Origin of the sequence: Streptomyces sp. NPDC058637, assembly GCF_042717325.1 — a bacterium.
In the GTDB taxonomy this organism is placed as follows: domain Bacteria; phylum Actinomycetota; class Actinomycetes; order Streptomycetales; family Streptomycetaceae; genus Streptomyces.
The window spans coordinates 132,404-153,283 of record NZ_JBHXRD010000003.1 but is presented as its reverse complement, the minus strand read 5'-3'; the positions used below and the strand labels follow the sequence as shown (position 1 = coordinate 153,283).

Below are 20,880 nucleotides of genomic sequence, written 5' to 3'. Positions count from 1 at the left end.
GCGAACGGGCGCGATACGGGCGTGGCGTCGAGCGAAGCGGGCAGGGAGCCCCTGCCCCGCGGTCGACGCGGTGCCGTACCACCAGTGCCGTACGCGGTGGTGAAACGGGCACGAACGGGCACAGGAGGAGCCGCTGGCAGCCTGGTCCGATACGTGTCCCTGCTTGTACAACCTATGCGAGGGCCCGAACGGACGCCGGGCCATGGCAGATTCGCACCTAGTACAGGGATGGTGTCGTGGGCACCGAGGAACGCCGACGGGGAATTCTCGAAACGGCCCGACGTGACGGTTCGGTCGATGTGAACCGGCTGGCCGAACGTTTCCAGGTGGCCAAGGAGACGATCAGGCGCGATCTGCACACCCTTGAGGAACACGGTCTGGTCCGGCGTACGCACGGTGGCGCGTACCCGGTGGAGAGCGCGGGCTTCGAGACCACCCTGGCGATGCGCACCACCCACCACGTACCGCAGAAGTCACGGATCGCGGCGGCCGCCGCCGAGCTGCTCGGTGACGCCGAAACGGTCTTCGTCGACGAGGGATTCACCCCCCAGCTCATCGCCGAGGCCCTGCCCCGGGACCGTCCGCTGACCGTGGTCACGGCCTCCCTGGCCGTCGCGACGGTCCTCGCGGACGCCGAGAAGACCACCGTGCTCCTGCTCGGGGGACGCGTTCGCAGCAGCACCATGGCCACGGTCGACCACTGGGCCACCCGCATGCTCGCCGACTTCGTCATCGACCTGGCGTACGTCGGCGCGAACGGCATCTCCCGTGAGTACGGACTGACCACGCCGGACCCGACCGTCGGCGAGGTCAAGGCGCAGGCCATGCGCAGCTCCCGCCGCCGGGTCTTCGCCGGCGTACACACGAAATTCGGGGCGGTGAGCTTCTGCCGCTTCGCCGGTGTCGGCGACTTCGAGGCCGTCGTCACCGACACCGGGCTCCCCTCGGCGGAGGCCCAGCGCTACTCCCTCCTCGGCCCGCACGTCATCCGCGTCTGAGACGGCCCCGAAGGTCCGAACCCTGCCTCCCAGGAGGCCGCGGGGCAGCACCACCATGCCCGGAACCGGAGCCACCCGGCCGGCGACACACGAGCCGCTACGACCCATCAGGAGAACACATGCCCCACCAGCAACGACGCTGTGGGATCCGCGCGCGGGCGGTCGCGGGCGCAGCGGCGCTGACGCTCCTCACCGCAGGATGCGCCGGAGCCGGCGGAACCTCCTTCGGAGGAGGTGACGCACTGAACGTACTCATGGTGAACAACCCGCAGATGGTCGAGCTGCAGAAACTGACCGCGGAACACTTCACCGAGGAGACCGGCATCAAGGTCAACTTCACCGTGCTGCCGGAGAACGACGTCCGCGACAAGATCAGCCAGGACTTCTCCAACCAGGCCGGGCAGTACGACGTCGGCACCATCAGCAACTTCGAGGTGCCGTTCTTCGCGGAGAACGACTGGCTGCACCCCCTCGACACGTACGCCGCGAAGGACACGGCCTTCGACCAGGACGACATCCTCAAACCCCTGCGGGACTCGCTCACCGCCGACGGCAGGCTCTACGCCGAACCCTTCTACGGCGAGTCCTCCTTCCTCATGTACCGCAAGGACGTCTTCGAGGCGAAGGGGCTGGAGATGCCCGCGCGCCCCACCTGGAAGCAGGTGGCCGCACTCGCGGCGCGGGCGGACGGCGCCGAGCGCGGTATGAAGGGCATCTGCCTGCGCGGACTCCCCGGTTGGGGCGAGGTCATCGCACCGCTCACCACGGTCGTCAACACCATGGGCGGCACCTGGTTCACCGAGGACTGGGAACCGCGGCTCACCTCCCCGGAATTCAAGGAAGCCACCCGCTTCTACGTGGACCTCGTACGGAAGCACGGGGAGCGCGGCGCCTCCCAGTCCGGGTACGCCGAGTGCCTGAACAACATGACGCAGGGCAAGAGCGCGATGTGGTACGACGCCACGGCCGGCGCCGGATCGCTGGAGGCGGCGAAGTCCCCGGTGAAGGGGAAGATCGGATACGTGCCCGCACCGGTCGAGAGGACCAAGAGCTCGGGCTGGCTCTACACCTGGGCCTGGGGCATCCAGAAGGCCTCCAAGAAGGCCGACGACGCGTGGAAGTTCATCTCCTGGGCCTCCGGCAAGGAGTACGAGTCGCTCGTCGGCGAGACCAGCGGCTGGGCCGACGTGCCCGCCGGCAAACGGGCCTCCACCTACGACAACCCCGCCTACCTCGAGGCCGCCGGGGCGTTCGCCGACGTCACCGAGCAGGCCATCGCGGGCGCGGACCCGCTGAACCCGGGCACCCAGCCGCGCCCCACGGCCGGCATCCAGTTCGTCGGCATCCCCGAGTTCACCGATCTCGGCACCAAGGTCGCGCAGGAGATCAGCGCCGCCATCGCAGGCCGCCAGTCCGTGGACCAGGCCCTGGCCGCCTCCCAGAAGCTGGCCGAGCAGGTCGCCAAGGAGTACCGATGACCACAGCAGTCAGCACCTCACCCGTCACCCCACCGAAGCCACCGGCCACGGCGGCCCGCAGGAAGGGCCCACGGGCCTGGGCCACCCGGGCACCGCTCCTGCCCGCACTGGTCTTCCTGATCGTCGTCACCCAGCTGCCTTTCGTGGCGACCCTGGTGATCTCCCTCTTCGACTGGAACTCCCTCAACCCCGACAAGCGCAGCTTCAACGGCCTCGAGAACTACGCCTCCGTCTTCACCGACGCGGCACTGCGCGACTCGGTCCTCACCACGATCCTGCTCACCGCGAGCGTCGTCATCACCACCGTGGTTGTCGGACTCGCGCTCGCCCTGCTGCTCGACCGCACGTTCTTCGGCCGCGGCCTGGTCCGCACCCTGCTCATCACCCCGTTCCTGATCGTCCCCGTCTCCGCCGCGCTGCTGTGGAAACACGCCCTCTACAACCCGGAGTACGGGCTCCTCAACGGCGCGCTCAGCTGGGCGGGTGAGCTCTTCGGCGACACCTCACCGCGCCAGCCCGACTGGATCGCGGACATGCCGCTGCTCGCGGTCGTCGCCGCACTGGTCTGGCAGTGGACGCCGTTCATGATGCTGATCCTGCTCGCGGGACTGCAGAGCCGGCCCGCCGAGGTCGTGGAGGCCGCCCGGCTCGACGGCGCGAGCGCCTGGCAGACCTTCCGCTACCTGACCCTGCCGCACCTGCGCAGATACCTCGAACTCGGTGTCCTGCTCGGCGCCGTCCACATCGTGCAGAACTTCGACGCGGTGTTCACCATCACCGCCGGAGGCCTCGGCACCGCCAACCTCCCGTACACGATCTACCAGACCTTCTACCGAGCCCATGAATACGGACTGGCGTCCGCCGCGGGAGTCGTCGTCGTGATCGGCACGATCATCATCGCCACCTTCGCGCTCCGGACCGTCTCGTCCCTCTTCAGCGAGGAGGCGAACCGCGCATGACCGCTGCCACCGTTCCCGCCACCACGTCCGTCCCACGTGCCCTGCGGCGGGCCAAGCGCCGCTCCACCGCACTGGGCCTGCTGGCCTGGGCGGCAGGACTCGCCTTCTGCCTGCCCGCGCTCTGGATGCTCCTGACCTCCCTGCACGCGGAGTCGGACGCCGCGACCAACCCGCCCTCCCTCACCGCACCGCTGACCCTCGACGGCTACCGCGCCTTCTTCGGCGCCGACACCGGCGTGACCCCGTGGCCGCCCCTGCTCAACTCCCTGGGCGCCTCGTTCTTCTCCACCGTCCTGGTACTCCTGCTGGCACTCCCGGCGGCCTACGCGCTCTCCATCCGCCGCGTCCGCAAGTGGACCGACGTCATGTTCTTCTTCCTCTCCACCAAGATGCTGCCCGTCGTCGCCGGCCTCCTGCCCGTCTACCTGTTCGCCAAGAACACCGGGATGCTCGACAACATCTGGCTCCTCGTCCTGCTCTACACCTCGATGAACCTGCCGATCGCCGTCTGGATGATGCAGTCCTTCCTCGCGGACGTGCCGGTCTCGGTCATCGAGGCCGCCCAGGTCGACGGTGCCCGGCTGCCGACCGTCCTGGTCCGCGTGGTCGCGCCGATGGCCGCCCCCGGAATCGCCGCCACCGCGCTGATCTGCTTCATCTTCAGCTGGAACGAACTGCTCTTCGCGCGGGTGCTCACCGGCGTCGTCGCCCAGACCGCACCCGTCTTCCTCACCGGATTCGTCACCAGCCAGGGCCTCTTCCTGGCCCAGCTGTGCGCCGCGTCCGTCGTCGTGTCCCTGCCGGTGCTCGCCGCCGGCTACGCCGCCCAGGACAAACTCGTCCAGGGCCTCTCCCTCGGAGCAGTGAAATAATGCGGGCAGCGATCGTCGAAGCCCCCGGCAAGGTATCCGTCACCACTGTCCCCGACCCCACACCGGGCCCCCGCGACGTCGTCGTGGCCGTCGCCTCCTGCGGACTGTGCGGGACCGATCTGCACATCCTCCAAGGGGAGTTCGCACCCACCCTGCCCATCGTCCCGGGCCACGAGTTCGCCGGCGAGATCGTCGGCACCGGGCGCGACGTCACGGAGCTCGCCGTCGGCGACCTGGTCGCCGTCGACCCCTCGCTGCACTGCCACGAGTGCCGCTACTGCCGCCTCGGACGCGGCAACCTCTGCGAGCGGTGGGCCGCCATCGGCGTCACCGAGCCCGGCGGGGCCGCTCAGTACGCGGTGGCCCCCGTCGCCAACTGCGTCAGGCTGCCCGAGCACATCGACGTGAAGGACGCGGCCCTCATCGAGCCGCTGTCCTGCGCGGTCCGCGGATACGACGTCCTGAACAGCACCCTGGGCGCCGAGGTGCTGATCTACGGCTCCGGCACCATGGGCCTGATGATGCTGGAACTCGCCAAGCGCACCGGCGCCGCGGCCGTCGACGTCCTGGACGTCAACCCCGACCGCCTCGCCACGGCGGGCCTCCTCGGCTGCTCCCGGTCCGCCGCCGGGGCCGACGAGCTGGACCGGCCCGGCGGCTGGGACGTCGTCATCGACGCGACCGGCAACGCCGGGGCCATCCAGGACGGACTGGGGCGCGTCGCCAAGGGCGGCACCTTCCTCCAGTTCGGCGTGGCCGACTACGCGACGACGGCGGTCATCGAGCCCTACCGCATCTACAACCAGGAGATCACCATCACCGGTTCGATGGCGGTGCTGCACAGCTACGAACGCGCCGCCGCGCTCTTCGCCACCGGAGTGCTCGACCCCGCCGTCTTCATCAGCGACCGGCTGCCCCTGGAGCAGTACCCGCAGGCCATCGACCGCTTCAAGGCCGGCATCGGCCGCAAGATCGTGGTGCAGCCGTGACGGGCGGGCCCGGCCACGTCCTCGTCGTCGGCGAGGCGCTCATCGACCTCGTACCGGTGGAGGGGGACGGGAACGTCCGGGCCGCGCAGTTCGGCGGAGCACCCGCCAACGTCGCGGTCGGGCTCGCCCGGCTCGGCACACCGACCGCGTTCGCCGGCGGCCTGGGCGGCGACGGCTTCGCCCGCACCATCGAGGAGCGCCTGCGGACGGCGGGAGTGGATCTCGGCCTCTGCGCCCGGTCCGCCCTGCCGACCGCCCTCGCCGTAGCGGACCCCGGAACCGAGGGGACCGGCTACCACTTCCACCTCCAGGACACCGCCACCTTCCGGCTGCCGGACGTCTCGGCGCAGGCCGGCCGCTTCGGCGCCGTGTACGTGGGCGGCCTCGCGGCGGTCGTGGACCCCGGGGCCGAGGCCGTACGGGCGACCGCCCACGCGGCGGCCGAGCACTCCCTGCTCGTCGTGGACCCCAACGTCCGGGAGGACCGCACCCTCGACCCGGAACGGAGCCTGGCGGCGCTGCGCGAGCTCTGCCGCCTCGCCCACGTCGTCAAGGCCAGCGACGAGGACCTGGCGCGCCTGTGGCCGGGCGCGGACCCGGAGGAGACCTGCGCCGGCCTCGCGGCCGGCGGCCGGCTCGTGGTGATGACCAGGGGCGCCCGGGGCAGCACCGCGTACACCTCCACCGCACCGCCGGTGTCGGTGGCGGCCACCCCGGTCGAGGTGGTCAACACCATCGGAGCCGGCGACGCCTTCCTCGCGGGACTGCTGAACCGGCTGGGCGCGGGCGGCTCCTTCACCGGCACGCCCGGCGTCCAGGGGGCACACGACGTGCTGGCCCACGCCTCCGAGGTCGCCGCATCGGTGTGCTCCCGGGCCGGCACCGAGCCCTCGGCCCCCGCCCGCACCTGACGCCCCCGGTCGACGGGGGCCACCCCACGGGCCGCATCCGTGCGCACCGGTGCGGAGGTGCGTACGGGCGCCGAGGTGCGCATCCTGACTGTGTGACCTGGAGACCGCACGGCAGCCGACCACCGGACGGTCTGTCCCTGGTGCTCGCCCAGGCGGTGGTGAGCGCCATCGACGCCGCCGGCGGATACGCCGGCGGCGTCTACCTGCGCTCCCGCACCCCCGGGCTCCTGCTGATGGCCGTCCTCGCGGGGCTGCCCGCCCCGCTCATGCGCCCGTGGTGGCGCATGCACGTGAACCGGCCCTTCCCGGTGGCAGAGGCCCACCGCTCGGGCAGCCCCGTCTACCTGGGCGACGCCGAGGAGGCCATGCGCAGGTTCCCGCAGCTCATGGCGGGACTGCCGTTCCCCTTCGGCTCGCTCTACGTTCCCGTCCTGAGCGGGCGCACCCCCGTGGGCGTACTCGTCGTGCTGCGCTACGCCACCCGCGGGGAGCCCGTCGGCGGGGCCGACCGCCGCAGGGTGGAGGACGTCGCGCGGCAGCTCGGCGCCGACATCGCCGTACTGGAGGAGAACGGGCCGCCCGTCGCGTGGGAGGGCGAGCCGATGCCCGTCAGGCTGCCCGCGGACACCGCGCAGCCGATGCGGGTCGGACACTTCGACTGGGACCCTGTCGGGGGGACCCTCGGCGCGGACGACGACGCGTGCGCGATCCTCGGCATCGAACCCACCGACCCCCCGCCGGACACCATGGAGGCGCTGACGTCCCGACTGCTCCCCGAGGACGTGTACGGGCTGTGGACCCTGGGCAACGGGGCCGCACGCTCCGCGGAGCCGCAGCTGCGCCGGATGCGGCTGCGCGGGCCCGACGGCAGATCGCTCCTGGTCGAGCTCTCGGCCCGCGGACCCGCCGGACGACCCGGGCGCCTGACCGGGGTCCTGCTCGACCCGGGCGCCGAGCCGATCGTCGCCCAGGCCGCGGACCGGATCCCGCGCGGTGTGCTCTCCCACGACCGGCTCGGACGGATCACCTACGCCAACGGCCTCGCCGAGGAGGTACTCGGCCGCAGCCGGGCCGAGCTGATCGGCCGGATCCTGTGGGAGGCGCTGCCCTGGCTCGCCGACCCCGCCTACGAGGACCACCACCGGGCCGCGCTGTTCTCCGACGACCCCGTGTACTTCCTGGCCAGACGGTCCGCCACGGAGTGGCTGAACGTGGCGATGTTCCCCGCCCGCGACGGGGTCACCATGACGGTCAGCGACGCGGGGCGCCCCGACTACACCCCGGAGTCCGTCGACGCCCAGGGGGCCGGTCTCGGCTCCCCGGCCGACCGCGCGGCCGTCCTGTACCGGCCGGTCGCGCTCGCCATCGCACTGACCGAGGCCGTCACCGCCCGCCAGGTGTCGGCAGTGGTCACCGAGGAACTGCTGCCCGCGTTCGGCGGCAGACAGCTGGCCATCTACCTGCAGAGCGAACGGCACCTCTACCTGTCCTGGGAGACCGGCTTCCCCAAGGGCTTCCTGGACCGGTTCGACGGCGTCGGCCTCGACGCCCGGATCCCCGGCGTGGAGACGCTCGCGACCGGCAGACCGCTGTTCTTCGAATCCATGGAGAAGCTCGCCGACGCCTACCCCGGCATCCCCATGGACACCGATGTCGGCGCGCGTGCCTTCCTGCCGCTGATCGCCTCCGGGCGTCCCGTCGGTTCGTGCATCCTCGGCTTCGACCAGCCCCGGGGCTTCAGCCCCGAGGAGCGCACCGTGCTCACCGCCCTGGCCGGACTCATCGCCCAGGCGCTCCAGCGGGCCCAGCGCTACGACACCGAGGCCGCCCTGGCCCGCGGACTGCAGGACGCCCTGCTGCCGCACCGGCTGCCCGTCGTCGAGTACGTCGAGACCATCGGGCGCTACCTCTCGGGCACCCAGGGCATGGAGGTCGGCGGCGACTGGTACGACGTCATCGAGACCGGCAGCGGGCTGGCCCTCGTCATCGGCGACGTCCAGGGCCACGGCGTCGCCGCGGCCGCGACGATGGGCCAGCTCCGCAGCGCCGTACGCGCCTTCGGGCTGAGCGGACACGACCCGCAGGAGATCATGAGCGCCACCAACCGGCTCCTCATCGACCTCGATCCGGGCCAGTTCGCCAGCTGCTGCTACGTGGTGCTGGACCCCGCGACGGGGTTCGCCCAGGCCGTCCGGGCCGGCCACCCGCAGCCGGTCCTGCGGCACCCCGACGGCAGGACCGAAGTCCTCGACCTGCCCGGCGGCGTCGTCCTGGGCGTCGACCCGCAGGCCTCGTACCCCCTCACCGACCTGCGGCTGGAACCGGGCGCGGTCCTGGCCCTGTTCACCGACGGGCTGGTGGAGAAGGCGGGAACGGACATCGACGAGGGCATCGAGCGCCTGCGCAGCACCCTCGCCGAGGTCGGTCACGCACCCCTCGCCGAGACGGCGGACCGCGTCATCGGGCGGGCGGGCCAGGACGAGGACCGTCCCGACGACATCGCGCTCCTGCTCGCCGCCCGCCGGGACGGGCCCCGCACCCCGGCCCCATCGGCGCCGCTCCCGTGATCCTCGGAGGAGGTCTCGATCGACGCCGTGTGATCCTGGCCGACAGTGACGAGAGGCATGGCCAACCCGCTCCCGCGATCCGAGGGAGTCCTTCGTGCGGGTGGAATGTGGCGCGAATGCGCACAAAACGGTGAACACGCGAAGATGTGGCTTTGGCTCGGGCGATTCCGGCGCCCCACGGGGCCACGGGGTGTCCGTCATGCGGACCGCGCGGGGGGCGGACTGCGCCGGGCGCCCATCGGTGAGGCATTCTTCGCTGGTCGGGTAGACCGGGCCCGTGGCGGTGGGCGCATGACCGCTGCCGGCCTGTGACGGAGAAGGATTCGGAACCAGATGGCAGACAACTCGGACCTGTTGGCCTTCGTGCGGGCGCGCCTCGCCGAGGAGGAGCGGATCGCCCAGGGAGCGGGCGGTGACGGCTGGCGGTGCCCGCCCGAGGCCCCCGGCGAAGTGCACGACCGCACGGGCGGCATCGCCTTCGTCGTACGGTCCCGCGGCTACGACAGGCACATCGCCCGCCAGGACCCGGCGCACACACTGCGCCGCATCGAGACCAACAGGGTCCTCCTGGACGAGTACGAGGAGATCTCGTCCCGCGACACGGACCGGCCCGAACAGGACTTCGCCTCGGGGCGTGCCGTGGGGCTGGGATTCGTCGTCCGGCAGATGGCCGGCGAGCACGCGGGACACCCCGACTACCGGGTGAAGTGGCTGCCCCGGTTCTCCCACTGGGGGCCTTCCGGTACGTCGGAGGCCTGACCCGGACCCGGGAGCCGGGTGAGGGGAGCGGCGGACAGGTGAGTACGGGGGTACGGCGGAACTGAGTACGTCACCCGATCCCGGGGCGGGCCGCCGCCGGTGGAATGGGAGCCATGCTCCCCGACGCGCAGCGGCACCCCCGCATCCGAAACCTCACCACCGCCGGCACGGCGCTGGCCGTCACCCTGCTCCCCCTGGCCGTCGGTGTGCTGCTGGCGAGGTCCATGGCGCTGGATCCGCTGACCCCGGTGAACGCGCTGGTCACCAGCGGGGGGCAGCGCGCCCGCCTCGCCCCGGCTCGATGGGCACTACAAGCTCGAACGCGCGGCCTGATTTCCCGGGGTAATGGCACGCCTGTCCAGGAAAGCGCTGTCGCTTTTGTTACGCGGATGCGAGCGGTCCGGCAGGGGGTGCGCGGGTAGCGGGGTGAGGCGTGAACGGAGCGTGGTGACCTGGCCGGCGGTAGCGGGAACGGGTCCGTGCAGCGATCAACGGTTGACAGGTCTACGACCGCGCGGATCCGTGCCGGTTGCAGTCGTGTGTGACAGGAATGTCCGCATTCCGTCACGTGAACCAGGGCACCTTTCCAGCCACCCCTAAAGCGGGACAAAGTTTGCGTTCCCGGCAGGACGCCGGGGCCGGACAACGCCCGGAACCTCCGTTCCGGGCCCCGCACGATGAGGGGTTTCCATGTCCCGTTCCGCACGACGGATCACCGCCACCGTTCTCGCCTCAGGAGCGCTGCTCGCCGCAGCGGCTCTCCCGGCCACGGCCGATGGCCGGGACCACGGCCAGAACCGGCCGGCCCAGCGCTCGGCGGTCGTCCTGGGCGAGATCCAGTACGACAGCCCGGGCCGCGACAACGGCTCCAACCGCAGCCTGAACGCGGAATGGGTGACCGTCACCAACACCGGCCGCCGGGCCGTCGACCTGCGCGGCTGGACGCTCACCGACGAGAGCCGCCGCACCTACGAGTTCGACCTCCGGCTGCCGGGCCGTTCCTCCGTCCGCGTCCACACGGGTGTCGGCCGCGACACCCGTCACGACGTCTACCAGGACCGCCGCCACTACGTCTGGGACAGCAGGGACACCGCGACGCTCCGCGACAGCCGCGGGTACAAGGTCGACTCCGAGTCCTGGGGCCGGCACCGCGACGGCGGACGTGACGGATGGCGTGACGGCGGACGTGACGGAGGGCGCGACGGATGGCGTGACAACGGCCGTGACGGCGGACGTGACGGAGGGCAACGCGGCGGCAACCGCTGACGCGCCGCTAGCGGCTGACGGCGTTCTTCCGTGACGACGCGGCGCACCACGGCCCACACCGTGGTGCGCCGTACCGCCGTCCGCCCGGAACGGTCCGGGCGGACGGCGTGGAACGGGGTCCGTGCAACGACGGGCCGCCGGTGATGTCAGGATGGTCCCATGACCATCAAGGCGTATTTCGACATCACCATCAACGACCAGCCCGCCGGGCGGATCGTGTTCAACCTTTTTGACGACGTAGTACCCAAGACCGTGGAGAACTTCCGCGCGCTGGCCACCGGCGAGAAGGGCTTCGGCTACGCTGGTTCGCCGTTCCACCGCGTCATTCCGGACTTCATGCTGCAGGGTGGCGACTTCACCCGCGGCAACGGCACCGGCGGCAAGAGCATCTACGGCGAGAAGTTCGCCGACGAGAACTTCACCCTGAAGCACACCAAGCCGGGCCTGCTGTCGATGGCCAACGCGGGCCCGAACACCAACGGCTCGCAGTTCTTCATCACCACCGTCCTCACCCCGTGGCTGGACGGCAAGCACGTGGTGTTCGGTGAGGTCGCCGACGAGCCCAGCATGGAGCTCGTCCGCAAGATCGAGTCGTACGGCACCTCGGCCGGCACCACCAAGGCCAAGATCGCCGTCTCCGAGTCCGGCGTTCTCTGAGCCGACCTCGTCGCGGGGCCCCGGCCGGCCGGTAACGGCGGGGCCGGGGCCCCGTACCCGTCCGTGGGCCCACCGCGGCCGCCGTGTCGGCCGGTACGGCAGCGCTTCGGACCGTAGCGTGACGCCATGTGCTGGAGCGCGACCGCCGATCTCGTCGCGGGCACGGGTATCGCCGCGGTCGGGGTGGCCTGTGTCGCCCGCCCCCTCCGGGCCCGTGACCTGCCGCTCGCGGTACTGCCGCTGCTGCTCGGGGCGCACCAGATCATCGAATCAGTGATCTGGCGCTCCGGGGGCGGCGGCGGACCCGCCACCGTCGCCTGGGCGGTGATCGCCCTTCCTCTGCCGGCCCTCTGGATCCCGCTCGCCGTGCTGTGCGCGGCCCCGCCCGGCGCCCGCCGCCGCCTGGCGGTGCCCGTCGCGGCCGGCATCGCGACCTCGGCGGCCCTTTCGTACAGCCTCGCCACGCGTCCCGTCACGGCCGACATCCGCGGACACACCGTCGGCTACGCCGTCGGCCTCCCGTGGCCGGAACCGCTCGTCGCCGGTTATCTGCTCGCCGTCGTGGGATCCCTGCTGCTCGCGGGCGACCGCGTGCTCGTGCTGCTGGGCGTCCTGGTCACGGTGGGGGCTGCGGTCTGTGCGGCGCTGTGGAGCACGGAGTTCGTCTCCACCTGGTGCGCCGCCGCGGCCGTGTGTTCGGTCGTCCTGCTCGCCTGGACCCGACGGCGCCCGCGACCCGGACGGCTCGCGGAGCGGCCCGGGTGAGCCGCACACCGGCCGGGGCGCCTCCGGAAGGCGGTCCCGGGTCCCGGGAGCGCACCATCGAGGCCTGAGGGCACCGAGGCCCCGTGCCGCCCCGGGCCTCGGTGCCGGCCAGGGCCTGGGTGCTGGCATGATCAAGGGCATGGACGAGCGCATCATCGCCGCGTGTGACGGGGCATCGAAGGGAAATCCGGGGCCCGCGGCCTGGGCCTGGGTCGTCGCCGACGCGCAGGGGCGGCCCCAGCGGTGGGAGGCGGGCCCGCTGGGCACCGCCACCAACAACATCGCCGAGCTCACCGCGTTGCTGGAGCTGCTGAGGTCCACCGATCCGGCCGTGCCCGTCGAGGTCCGCATGGACTCGCAGTACGCGATGAACGCGGTGACCAAGTGGCTGCCGGGCTGGAAGCGCAACGGCTGGAAGACGTCGGCGGGGAAGCCGGTCGCCAACCGGGAGCTGGTGGTCGGCATCGACCAGCTGATGGGCGGCCGCAGCGTCAGCTTCCGCCACGTACCCGCGCACCAGGTGGACGGCGATCCGCTGAACGCGCTCGCCGACCAGGCCGCGAGCGAGGTCGCCGTCTCGCAGGAGGCGGCGGGGACGGCACACGGTGCCACCGCACTGCCGGTGCCTGCTCCCGCCCGCTCGACGAAGAGCGGGGCGGGCGGCGCGGCGGGTGGCGGCGCGGGCACGGGCGCTGCCAGGACCTCACGTCCCGGCGGGACCATCCGCGCGAGGTTCGCGGGCCGGTGCCACTGCGGCAAGCCCTACGCGGCCAAGGACATGATCGCGAAGAATCCGAACGGCTGGGGCCACCCGGAATGCCGGGCGGCGGCCGCCTGAGCCGCCGGGAAGGCGTTGGGGCCGTTCCTGGGGGCGGGGGAGTGGCCGGGGACGGGGAGCCGTCAGATGTCGGCCCAGACCAGGCGGCCCGACGGGCTGGTGCGGGTACCCCACCGCGTCGCCAGCGTGTCCACGAGCATCAGACCCCGGCCGCCCTCGGCGAGTGAGGCCAGATCGAAACCCTCCAGGCCGTCCAGGTCGTCCGTCGCCACCGGGCCAGGACCCTCCGTGCCACCCGGGCGGTGCGGGCCGTGCGGCACCTCCCCCAGGTGCGCCGACTCCGGTCGGCGCGGCAGGGGTGCCCGGGCGTAGGGGGCCGAGCCGGGGTCCATCGGGCGGGACGGCGCGGGGACGCGGCGCCTGCCGCGGTTCCACACACAGATGCGGACCCTGCCCGGGGAACGCAGGACACGACACCGGATCCTCCGGCCCGCCGTGTGCTGCACCGCGTTCGTGACCAGCTCGGTCACGACCAGGGCAGCCGTGTCGACGCGGTCGTCGGGCTCCCCCCAGTCACGCATGACTGTCCGCACCCGGTGCCTGGCTTCGGGCACGCACTGGGCGAGACGGGGCATCCACCAGCTCTGTGCGCTCCGTCCGCCCGCATCCTCCGAGACGAGTCGTGCGCAACTGACTATTTCCGACATGTATGTACTCTCGGTGCAAAGTGCATACTTTGCAAGCGGCAGAATGCCCGAAAGGCTCTGAATCGGAGCCCACGAGGAAGGCGCGCGCATGCGGCCCCGATCCGGACCCACGGTCGAGCACCGTGTCCTCGCCGCCCGTCTGCGCATGCTGCGCGAGCGCGCGGGCGTCAGTCTGCAGGCGGCAGCCGCGGCACTGGACGCCCACCCGGCGACCGTACGGCGCATCGAACGCGCCGAGACCGGACTGGACGCCCGGCAGGTCAGCGTCCTCCTGGACCGTTACGGGGTTCCCGAGGCCGAGGCCGAGCCGATCATGACGGGCCTCGGCGCCGCGAACCTCCCCGGATGGTGGCACCGGTGGCGGCACACCATGGAGCCGTGGCAGCAGGAGGTCATCGGCATCGAGTCCTCGGCCGGGCTCGTCCGGACCTGGCACCCCGCACTCGTCCCCGAGCTGCTGCGCACCCCGGACTACGCGGCGGCCCTGTGCCGCAGCCTGTACCCCGGCGAAAGCCCCGGGCAGCGGGACGGGCGCGTCGAGCTGCTGGGGGAGCGGCAGCGGCGGTTCGCGGAGCGCGGCGCGGCCCTCTGGGCGCTGTTCCCGGAGGCCGCGCTCCACACGCGCGTCGGCGGCCCCGAGGTGATGGCCGATCAGCGGGCGCTGCTGACCGAGGCCGCGCACCGGCCGCACATCACCGTGCAGGTGGTCCCCCTCGACTTCCCGCCGCACCCCATGACGGGCGTCCCGCCCCTCCACCTGATGCGCGTCCCGGCCCCGGAGATCGGCGACTGCGCCGTCCTGGAGACGCCGGGCGCCCGGGTGGAGATCATCGACGAACCGGCCACGGTGACGCACTACCGCATCCGACTGGACAGCGCCTGTGCGACCGCCCCGCACCCCGGCTCCCCGCTGCCCGGAAACGAATAGGGCGCGTCCCGGGGGTTTCGACCACCCGGAAGCCGGTCACCCGCAGGGAGACAGACGACCGGCACGCAGCAGAGGAGTGGAAAGCCATGGACAGCTGGCGTATGCACGCGGCCTGCCGCGACGAGGACCCCGATCTGTTCTTCCCCATCGGCAGCACCGGGCCCGCGCTCGTGCAGACCGAGGACGCCAAGGCGGTGTGCGCCACCTGCCCCGTACGGGAACAGTGCCTGGAATGGGCCCTGGAGAACGGGCAGGAATCGGGCGTGTGGGGAGGCCTGGGGGAGGGTGAACGCCGTGCGCTGAAGCGCCGCACCCGCAGGCAGGCCAGGAGTCACGGGTGACGCCTGTGCGCTCCGGCCGCCGTACGGGTGGACGATGAGGCATGGACACCTCGGTCTGGCTCGTCATCGGCGCGGTCGCCGCCCTTCTCGTGGCGGGCACCGCCGCCGTCCTCCTGGTACGGGTGTTCCGGGCCAGGAGACTGCTTCTCGACGCGGGAATCCCGCTGCGCGACAAGGCGCTGGTCTGGGCCGCCATCATCTACACGGTGTCGCCCGTCGACCTGCTGCCCGATCCCGTCTACCTCGACGACGTCGGCTTCCTGCTGCTCGCGCTGCGCTCGCTGCACACCGCCGCGCAGGCGGCCGGAGTACGGGTGCGGCCGGCCAACGCGCGGCGGGCCGGGATCGGGCGGGCCGGAACGGAAGCGGAATGAGGGGCAACCTTTCGGCCTCCGGCGGCGACTGACGTCCCGTAAGCCGTCCCCGGCCAGAAGGTGTCTCTCGTGGAGCCTCCGCTTCCCCACCCCGCACCCCGCTCGCGCCGCCGGCGCCGCACCACCCGCAACCGCGCCCTGATCGGCTCACTGGCGGCCGGACTGCTCGCCGCCGGCGGGATCGTGGCCCTCGGCCCGCCCTCGCAGGCCGCCACCGTCCGGCAGGCCGAGGCGCTCGACCGCGGCGTCGTCAGCGTGCACACCGACAGCGGCAACCTCGTCAGCTGGCGCTGGCTGGGCACCGACCCCGACGACGTGTCCTTCAACGTCTACCGGGCCGGCACCAAGGTCAACGCCACGCCCGTCACCGCCTCGACGAACTACTTCCACACGGGCGCACCCGCTACCGCCGACTACACGGTGCGCGCGGTCGTCGGCGGCGTGGAACAGAGCGACTCCGTGCACGCGATCCAGTTCCGGGCCGGCTACAAGGACGTACCGATCAGCCCGCCCGCGGGTGGCACGACACCCGACGGGGTCGCCTACACCTACGAGGCCAACGACGCCTCGGTCGGTGACCTGGACGGCGACGGCGCCCTCGACTTCGTACTGAAGTGGCAGCCCACCAACGCCAAGGACAACTCCCAGTCCGGCTACACGGGCAACACGATCATCGACGGGATCCGGCTCGACGGCACCCGGCTCTGGCGGATCGACCTGGGGCGCAACATCCGCTCCGGCGCGCACTACACCCAGTTCCAGGTGTACGACTACGACGGTGACGGCCAGGCGGAGGTGGCGACGAAGACCGCCGACGGCAGCGTCGACGGTGCCGGAAAGGTGATCGGCAGCTCCTCCGCCGACCACCGCAACTCCTCCGGATACATCCTGTCCGGACCCGAGTACCTCACGATGTTCAACGGCAGGACCGGCGCGGCGATGGGCACCGTCGACTACGTGCCGGCACGCGGCACCGTCTCCTCGTGGGGCGACTCGTACGGCAACCGGGTCGACCGCTTCCTCGCCGGCACCGCCTATCTGGACGGCGCCAGACCGTCCCTGATCATGGCGCGCGGCTACTACACCCGCAGCGTCATCGCCGCCTGGGACTGGCGGGGCGGCGCCTTCACCCGGCGCTGGACCTTCGACACCAACAGCTCGACCAACTCCGGCAAGGGGTACGACGGTCAGGGCAACCACCAGCTGTCCGTCGCCGACGCCGACGGTGACGGCAAGGACGAGATCATCTACGGTGCCATGGCCGTGGACGACAACGGCAGCGGGCTGTGGACGACGAAGAACGGCCACGGGGACGCCATGCACGTCGGCGACCTCGACCCCTCCCGGGCGGGACTGGAGGAGTTCAAGGTCGACGAGGACAGCTCGAAGCCGTCCTCATGGATGGCGGACGCCAAGACCGGCCAGATCCTGTGGTCCACCCCCGCGAGCGGAGACAACGGCCGCGGAGTCTCCGGCGACATCTGGTCGGGCAGCCCCGGCGCCGAGTCCTGGTCCTCCGCCGTCTCCGGGGTGCGCAACCCGCAGGGCGCCGTGGTCACCAGCCGGAAGCCGTCCAGCTCGAACTTCCTGTCCTGGTGGGACGGCGACACGTCCCGTGAACTCCTCGACGGCACCCACATCGACAAGTACGGCACCTCGGCCGACACCCGCCAACTGACCGGCGCCTCGGTGCACTCCAACAACGGCACCAAGGCCACGCCGTCGATCTCCGGAGACCTCTTCGGCGACTGGCGCGAGGAGGTCGTCTGGCCGACCACGAACAACACCGCGCTGCGGATCTACTCCACGCCGTACGAGACCGGCACGAAGATCACCACGCTGCTCCACGACACCATGTACCGCACCGCGCTGGCCTGGCAGAACACCGCCTACAACCAGCCACCGCACCCCAGCTTCGCAATCGGCGGCGGGATGGCGACCGCGCCCCGGCCGGACATCACGACGCCGTAGCGCGCCCCCTGTCCGGATGCCGGCCGTTCCCGTGGCGGGACGGTCCGCGTCCGGTCAGCGGCCCGTCACCGGGTCACGCCGCGTGAGGCAGTAGACGCCGCCCGCGGGGTCCCGCATCACCGTCCACGTGGGGCCCTCGCGGACGGGCACGGCGCCGCACCGCTCGTGCCAGGCCCGTCCCGCGGCGAGGTCGGGACACGCGATGTCCAGGTGCGCCGAGGCGGGACGGGCCTCGTCCAGACGCTGGAGCAGCAGATGCACCGGCAGGTCCTCGCGCGGGCGCAGCGCGTGGAACTCCCGGTGATCGGCGGGCGTCCCGTCCCAGCCCGTCAGCGCCGTCCAGAAGGCGACCTCAGCGTCGAACGCGGCGGGCGCCACATCGAGACAGAGCTGGTCCAGCCGGCTCTCCGGGCGCCCGGGGCCGCCGACGACCGGCGGACGGACCTTCTGGCCGTGCCAGGGCACGACGCAGAACGGCTGGCCGCCGGGGGAGCGCAGCACGGTCAGCTCCGGTCCGAGGTTCTCCACCACGGCGCCCAGCAGGGTGGCCCGCGCGGTGAACTCCCCCACGTCCTCCACCGCGAGATCCGGATGCGCACCGCCCGCCCCGCCGACTGCCTGCACCACCAGGCAGGCGTCGGCCCCCGTCGCCCCCTCCGGCAGCAGCGTGGTGAACTCGCCCCGGTCGCCCCACATGGCGGACGCACGGGTGCCGGTGACGGCCTCCCAGAATTCGGTGGCGAGGCCGACGCGGGCTGTCGGGCGGTCGATGAAGGCGTACGTCCATCGAATCACGTCGTTCCTCCGTGAGGTCGGGACCAGGTCCGGCACCGCCATCGTGCCAGGAGGCACCCGCCGGTTCCTTCACCACCCGTTCACCGGTGGGATTCGCCGAGGGCATTTCCCCGCGCGAGCCGGGCACCTACGCTCGGCCGCGCAGCGATCAACGTCGACGGTCGCCGGGAAACGGTGTCCGACAACGATGTCCCACTCATGTGTCCCCCTTGCGGAAGGTACGACATGCCCCCCAGACCGCACGCGGCCAGGCGTCTCGCCGCGCGAGCCGCCGCGATCGTCCTCACCGGCGCGCTCGCCGGTGCCGTCACGCCGCCGGCCGCCCAGGCCGAAGCGCTCGTCACCCGGCCGACCGCCCATGTGGACCCGCTGATCGGCACGGCGAACGGCGGCAACACCTTCCCCGGAGCCGTCCTGCCGTACGGGATGATCGCCTGGTCGCCGACCAGCACCACGGGCGACCAGACCGGCACAGGTGCGGCGAACGGCTACGAGTACGGGGCCACCCGGCTGCGCGGGCTGAGCCTCACCCATGTCAACGGCGCCGGCTGCAACCCGGGTGCCGCGGGCGACGTACCGATCATGCCGTTCGTCGGCGACGTCACCTCCTCGCCGTCGGCCGACACCAAGGACGCCGTCTACGCGGCGAACTTCTCGCACGACAACGAGCGTGCCGTGCCCGGCCGTTACACCCTGGGCCTGGACTCGGGCGCCACCGCCGACCTGGCGGTGAGCAAGCGCGCGGGCGTGGCCGACTTCAGCTTCCCGGCCGGCAGGCCCGCCAACCTGCTCTTCAGGGTGTCCAACTCCCTCAACGGCAGCGAGGACGCCGAGGTCGACATCGACACCGCGCACCGCAAGGTGACCGGATCGGTGCTCACCGGGGCGTTCTGCGGAAGGCGCGCCAACGGCGGCACCAACAACCGCAAGAGCTACTACCGGCTCTACTTCAGCGCCTCCTTCGACCGCGCCTTCTCCTCGACCGGCACCTGGAAGGACGGCACCCTCGCGCCGGGCACGACCAGCGCGAGCGGTGGCGAGGGGTACGCCACCGGGGCCGACCGGGCCGGACGCGGATCCGGTGGCTGGGTCGGCTTCGACACCTCCGCCGACGACGACGTCCGCATGCGGATCGGCATCTCCTACGTCAGCCAGGCCGGGGCCGAGGCCAACCTCCGTAAGGAGATAGCCCCGAAGGCCGACGTGGACGACGTGGCACGGGCCGGGTCCCGGGCCTGGGACCGCGAGCTGGGCTCCGTACGCACCGGGGGAGGCACCGACGCTCAGCGCACCGCGTTCTACACCGCGCTGTACCACTCGCTGATGCAGCCCAACCTGATCAGCGACACCGACGGCCGCTATCCCGGCATGGACGGGAAACCGCACCGGGTGACGCGCGGGCAGGGGGCGCAGTACAGCAACTTCTCCGGCTGGGACCAGTACCGCGCGCAGATCCAGCTCCTGGCCCTGCTCAAACCGAGGATCGCGGGCGACTTCGCCCAGTCGCTGTACAACTTCGCCCGGCAGAACGGCGGTGTGTGGGACCGCTGGGTCCACGTCAACGGCGCCACCCATGTGATGACGGGTGACCCGACGGCCGCCACCCTCGCCACGTTCTACGCGATGGGCGTACGCGACTTCGACTACGAGGGCGCCTTCGAGTCCCTCGCCCGCCAGGCCACGGTGCCCCATCCCGACGGCCTCTCGGACGCCGGCTGCCCCGGCCAGTGCGCCGGCCAGCGGCCCAACCTCGCGCAGTACCTGGAGTCCCACTACGCGCCCCAGGACGTCTGCCACTGCTGGGGCGGCGCCGCCGAGACGCTGGAGGACGCGGTCGCCGACGACGCACTGGGCCGCTGGGCGCGGCTGCTCGGCCGGGACGAGGAGGCCGACGCCTTCGAGGAGCGCGGCCGCTGGTGGCGCAACGTGTACAACCCCGAGGCCGGTGACGGAGCGGGGACGAGCGGCTACATCCAGGCACGCAACCTCGACGGCTCCTGGGTGACGCCGTTCAGCCCCGGCAGCGACCGGGGCTTCGCGCAGGGCACCAGTGCCACGTACACCTGGATGGTCCCGCAGGACGTGCAGGGGCTGGCGGCGGCGATGGGCGGGCGCGACATCGCGGCGAAGCGGCTGGACGACTTCTTCCACAAGGCGGACGGCTCCTGGTCGGTGAGGGGCGGCGACGCGCTGCGCTACGACCCGACCAACGAACCCGGCATCCACGCGCCCTGGCTCTACAACGCGCTGGGACAGCCCTGGAAGACCCAGGAGACCGTGCGCGAGATCGTGAACACGGTGTACGGGACCGGCCCGCGCGGCCTGCCCGGAAACGACGACCTCGGCACCATGTCGGCCTGGTACGTCTTCTCGGCCCTGGGCATCTACCCGCAGACGCCGGGAAGCGCCACGATGCTGCTCGGGACGCCCCTCTTCCCGGCCGCCGTGCTCGACCGGCCGCAGGGCAAGGACATCAGGATCACGGCCCCGGAGGCCGACGCGACACATCCGTACATCGACGCGGTCGCGGTCGACGGACGGCCGGGCGACAGGTCCTGGACGGACGCGCGACTGGTCACCAGGGGCGGCTCGCTGACCTACCGGCTGACCGACCGCCCGAACACCACGTGGGCCACCGGACCCGCGGGTCTGCCGCGGTAACGGAGCGACGGGCCCGGGCCCGGGGGCGGCGCACCGCCGCTCACCGGGCTCGGCCCGCCCGCTGGGGGCGGTGGACGGAGAGCGAATTTTCTATCGTTGAAAAT

20 protein-coding genes are annotated in these 20,880 nt (G+C 72.0%); 18 read left to right on the top strand and 2 right to left on the bottom strand.

Going from position 1 to position 20,880, the window contains the following annotated elements; translation table 11 throughout:
* Positions 1–236 precede the first annotated feature (236 nt).
* The 13 genes from ACFWVP_RS04370 (at position 237) to ACFWVP_RS04310 (ending at position 13,059) form a co-directional block, all read left to right on the top strand.
* Positions 237–998, top strand: coding sequence for a DeoR/GlpR family DNA-binding transcription regulator (locus tag ACFWVP_RS04370; RefSeq protein ID WP_384493460.1), 762 nt, complete (start codon positions 237–239; stop codon positions 996–998).
* Positions 999–1,117: 119 nt separating this feature from the next.
* Positions 1,118–2,476 carry an ABC transporter substrate-binding protein gene (locus ACFWVP_RS04365; protein ID WP_384493458.1) on the top strand — a complete coding sequence of 453 codons (1,359 nt, stop codon included), beginning with the start codon at positions 1,118–1,120 and terminating at the stop codon, positions 2,474–2,476.
* Complete coding sequence (locus ACFWVP_RS04360) at positions 2,473–3,435, top strand: carbohydrate ABC transporter permease (protein WP_384493456.1); 963 nt, start codon at positions 2,473–2,475, stop codon at positions 3,433–3,435. The genes ACFWVP_RS04365 and ACFWVP_RS04360 overlap by 4 nt, the downstream gene beginning before the upstream one ends.
* Positions 3,432–4,307, top strand: coding sequence for a carbohydrate ABC transporter permease (locus ACFWVP_RS04355; protein ID WP_384493454.1), 876 nt, complete (start codon positions 3,432–3,434; stop codon positions 4,305–4,307). The genes ACFWVP_RS04360 and ACFWVP_RS04355 overlap by 4 nt, the downstream gene beginning before the upstream one ends.
* Positions 4,307–5,296 (top strand): zinc-dependent alcohol dehydrogenase family protein, encoded by a 990-nt coding sequence (locus ACFWVP_RS04350; protein ID WP_384493452.1) that lies wholly within the window; start codon positions 4,307–4,309, stop codon positions 5,294–5,296. The genes ACFWVP_RS04355 and ACFWVP_RS04350 overlap by 1 nt, the downstream gene beginning before the upstream one ends.
* The gene (locus ACFWVP_RS04345) at positions 5,293–6,207 is read left to right on the top strand and encodes a PfkB family carbohydrate kinase (protein WP_384493450.1); all 915 of its coding nucleotides are present in this window, start codon (positions 5,293–5,295) and stop codon (positions 6,205–6,207) included. The genes ACFWVP_RS04350 and ACFWVP_RS04345 overlap by 4 nt, the downstream gene beginning before the upstream one ends.
* Positions 6,208–6,299: 92 nt before the next feature.
* A complete protein-coding gene (locus ACFWVP_RS04340; protein ID WP_384493448.1) occupies positions 6,300–8,774 on the top strand; it encodes a SpoIIE family protein phosphatase in 2,475 nt (824 codons plus the stop codon).
* A 333-nt stretch (positions 8,775–9,107) separates the two neighbouring features.
* Positions 9,108–9,533, top strand: a complete 426-nt coding sequence (locus ACFWVP_RS04335) for a DUF6221 family protein (protein WP_384493446.1) — start codon at positions 9,108–9,110, stop codon at positions 9,531–9,533.
* A 113-nt stretch (positions 9,534–9,646) separates the two neighbouring features.
* Positions 9,647–9,955, top strand: a complete 309-nt coding sequence (locus ACFWVP_RS04330; protein ID WP_384493445.1) for a hypothetical protein — start codon at positions 9,647–9,649, stop codon at positions 9,953–9,955.
* A 268-nt stretch (positions 9,956–10,223) separates the two neighbouring features.
* A complete protein-coding gene (locus ACFWVP_RS04325; protein WP_384493444.1) occupies positions 10,224–10,799 on the top strand; it encodes a lamin tail domain-containing protein in 576 nt (191 codons plus the stop codon).
* Between the two features lie 159 nt (positions 10,800–10,958).
* Positions 10,959–11,456 carry a peptidylprolyl isomerase gene (locus ACFWVP_RS04320; protein ID WP_384493442.1) on the top strand — a complete coding sequence of 166 codons (498 nt, stop codon included), beginning with the start codon at positions 10,959–10,961 and terminating at the stop codon, positions 11,454–11,456.
* 126 nt (positions 11,457–11,582) lie between these two features.
* Positions 11,583–12,221, top strand: coding sequence for a DUF6629 family protein (locus ACFWVP_RS04315; protein ID WP_384493440.1), 639 nt, complete (start codon positions 11,583–11,585; stop codon positions 12,219–12,221).
* Between the two features lie 139 nt (positions 12,222–12,360).
* Complete coding sequence (locus tag ACFWVP_RS04310) at positions 12,361–13,059, top strand: RNase H family protein (protein ID WP_384493439.1); 699 nt, start codon at positions 12,361–12,363, stop codon at positions 13,057–13,059.
* A gap of 62 nt (positions 13,060–13,121) precedes the next feature.
* Here the strand turns inward: ACFWVP_RS04310 and ACFWVP_RS04305 are convergent, their stop codons facing one another.
* Positions 13,122–13,580, bottom strand: coding sequence for an ATP-binding protein (locus ACFWVP_RS04305; RefSeq protein WP_384493437.1), 459 nt, complete (start codon positions 13,578–13,580; stop codon positions 13,122–13,124).
* 214 nt (positions 13,581–13,794) lie between these two features.
* Here ACFWVP_RS04305 and ACFWVP_RS04300 point away from each other — a divergent pair, with 214 nt between their 5' ends.
* From ACFWVP_RS04300 to ACFWVP_RS04285, 4 genes are all read left to right on the top strand, one after another.
* The gene (locus ACFWVP_RS04300) at positions 13,795–14,634 is read left to right on the top strand and encodes a helix-turn-helix domain-containing protein (protein WP_384493435.1); all 840 of its coding nucleotides are present in this window, start codon (positions 13,795–13,797) and stop codon (positions 14,632–14,634) included.
* A gap of 86 nt (positions 14,635–14,720) precedes the next feature.
* Entirely contained in the window at positions 14,721–14,975 is a 255-nt protein-coding gene (locus ACFWVP_RS04295) for a WhiB family transcriptional regulator (protein WP_384493433.1), read from the top strand.
* Between the two features lie 41 nt (positions 14,976–15,016).
* A complete protein-coding gene (locus tag ACFWVP_RS04290) occupies positions 15,017–15,349 on the top strand; it encodes a YkvA family protein (protein WP_384493431.1) in 333 nt (110 codons plus the stop codon).
* Between the two features lie 69 nt (positions 15,350–15,418).
* Positions 15,419–17,320 carry a rhamnogalacturonan lyase gene (locus tag ACFWVP_RS04285; protein ID WP_384493430.1) on the top strand — a complete coding sequence of 634 codons (1,902 nt, stop codon included), beginning with the start codon at positions 15,419–15,421 and terminating at the stop codon, positions 17,318–17,320.
* A gap of 54 nt (positions 17,321–17,374) precedes the next feature.
* On the opposite strand, the gene ACFWVP_RS04280 is transcribed toward ACFWVP_RS04285, so the two are convergent.
* Positions 17,375–18,115 carry a VOC family protein gene (locus ACFWVP_RS04280; RefSeq protein WP_384493428.1) on the bottom strand — a complete coding sequence of 247 codons (741 nt, stop codon included), beginning with the start codon at positions 18,113–18,115 and terminating at the stop codon, positions 17,375–17,377.
* Positions 18,116–18,340: 225 nt separating this feature from the next.
* Here ACFWVP_RS04280 and ACFWVP_RS04275 point away from each other — a divergent pair, with 225 nt between their 5' ends.
* Positions 18,341–20,776: a GH92 family glycosyl hydrolase gene (locus ACFWVP_RS04275; RefSeq protein ID WP_384493426.1), complete on the top strand. Its 2,436-nt coding sequence runs from the start codon at positions 18,341–18,343 to the stop codon at positions 20,774–20,776.
* The last annotated feature ends 104 nt before the right edge of the window (positions 20,777–20,880 follow it).

Excerpts from the sequence above, each read along its gene's own strand:
- ACFWVP_RS04315 (WP_384493440.1), top strand. The coding sequence starts at position 11,583 with ATGTGCTGGAGCGCGACCGCCGATCTCGTCGCGGGCACGGGTATCGCC.
- ACFWVP_RS04330 (WP_384493445.1), top strand. The coding sequence starts at position 9,647 with ATGCTCCCCGACGCGCAGCGGCACCCCCGCATCCGAAACCTCACCACC.
- ACFWVP_RS04335 (WP_384493446.1), top strand. The coding sequence starts at position 9,108 with ATGGCAGACAACTCGGACCTGTTGGCCTTCGTGCGGGCGCGCCTCGCC.
- ACFWVP_RS04320 (WP_384493442.1), top strand. The coding sequence starts at position 10,959 with ATGACCATCAAGGCGTATTTCGACATCACCATCAACGACCAGCCCGCC.
- ACFWVP_RS04275 (WP_384493426.1), top strand. The coding sequence starts at position 18,341 with ATGCCCCCCAGACCGCACGCGGCCAGGCGTCTCGCCGCGCGAGCCGCC.
- ACFWVP_RS04355 (WP_384493454.1), top strand. The coding sequence starts at position 3,432 with ATGACCGCTGCCACCGTTCCCGCCACCACGTCCGTCCCACGTGCCCTG.
- ACFWVP_RS04325 (WP_384493444.1), top strand. The coding sequence starts at position 10,224 with ATGTCCCGTTCCGCACGACGGATCACCGCCACCGTTCTCGCCTCAGGA.
- ACFWVP_RS04310 (WP_384493439.1), top strand. The coding sequence starts at position 12,361 with ATGGACGAGCGCATCATCGCCGCGTGTGACGGGGCATCGAAGGGAAAT.
- ACFWVP_RS04305 (WP_384493437.1), bottom strand. The coding sequence starts at position 13,580 with ATGCGTGACTGGGGGGAGCCCGACGACCGCGTCGACACGGCTGCCCTG.
- ACFWVP_RS04360 (WP_384493456.1), top strand. The coding sequence starts at position 2,473 with ATGACCACAGCAGTCAGCACCTCACCCGTCACCCCACCGAAGCCACCG.
- ACFWVP_RS04365 (WP_384493458.1), top strand. The coding sequence starts at position 1,118 with ATGCCCCACCAGCAACGACGCTGTGGGATCCGCGCGCGGGCGGTCGCG.
- ACFWVP_RS04350 (WP_384493452.1), top strand. The coding sequence starts at position 4,307 with ATGCGGGCAGCGATCGTCGAAGCCCCCGGCAAGGTATCCGTCACCACT.
- ACFWVP_RS04300 (WP_384493435.1), top strand. The coding sequence starts at position 13,795 with ATGCGGCCCCGATCCGGACCCACGGTCGAGCACCGTGTCCTCGCCGCC.
- ACFWVP_RS04290 (WP_384493431.1), top strand. The coding sequence starts at position 15,017 with ATGGACACCTCGGTCTGGCTCGTCATCGGCGCGGTCGCCGCCCTTCTC.
- ACFWVP_RS04295 (WP_384493433.1), top strand. The coding sequence starts at position 14,721 with ATGGACAGCTGGCGTATGCACGCGGCCTGCCGCGACGAGGACCCCGAT.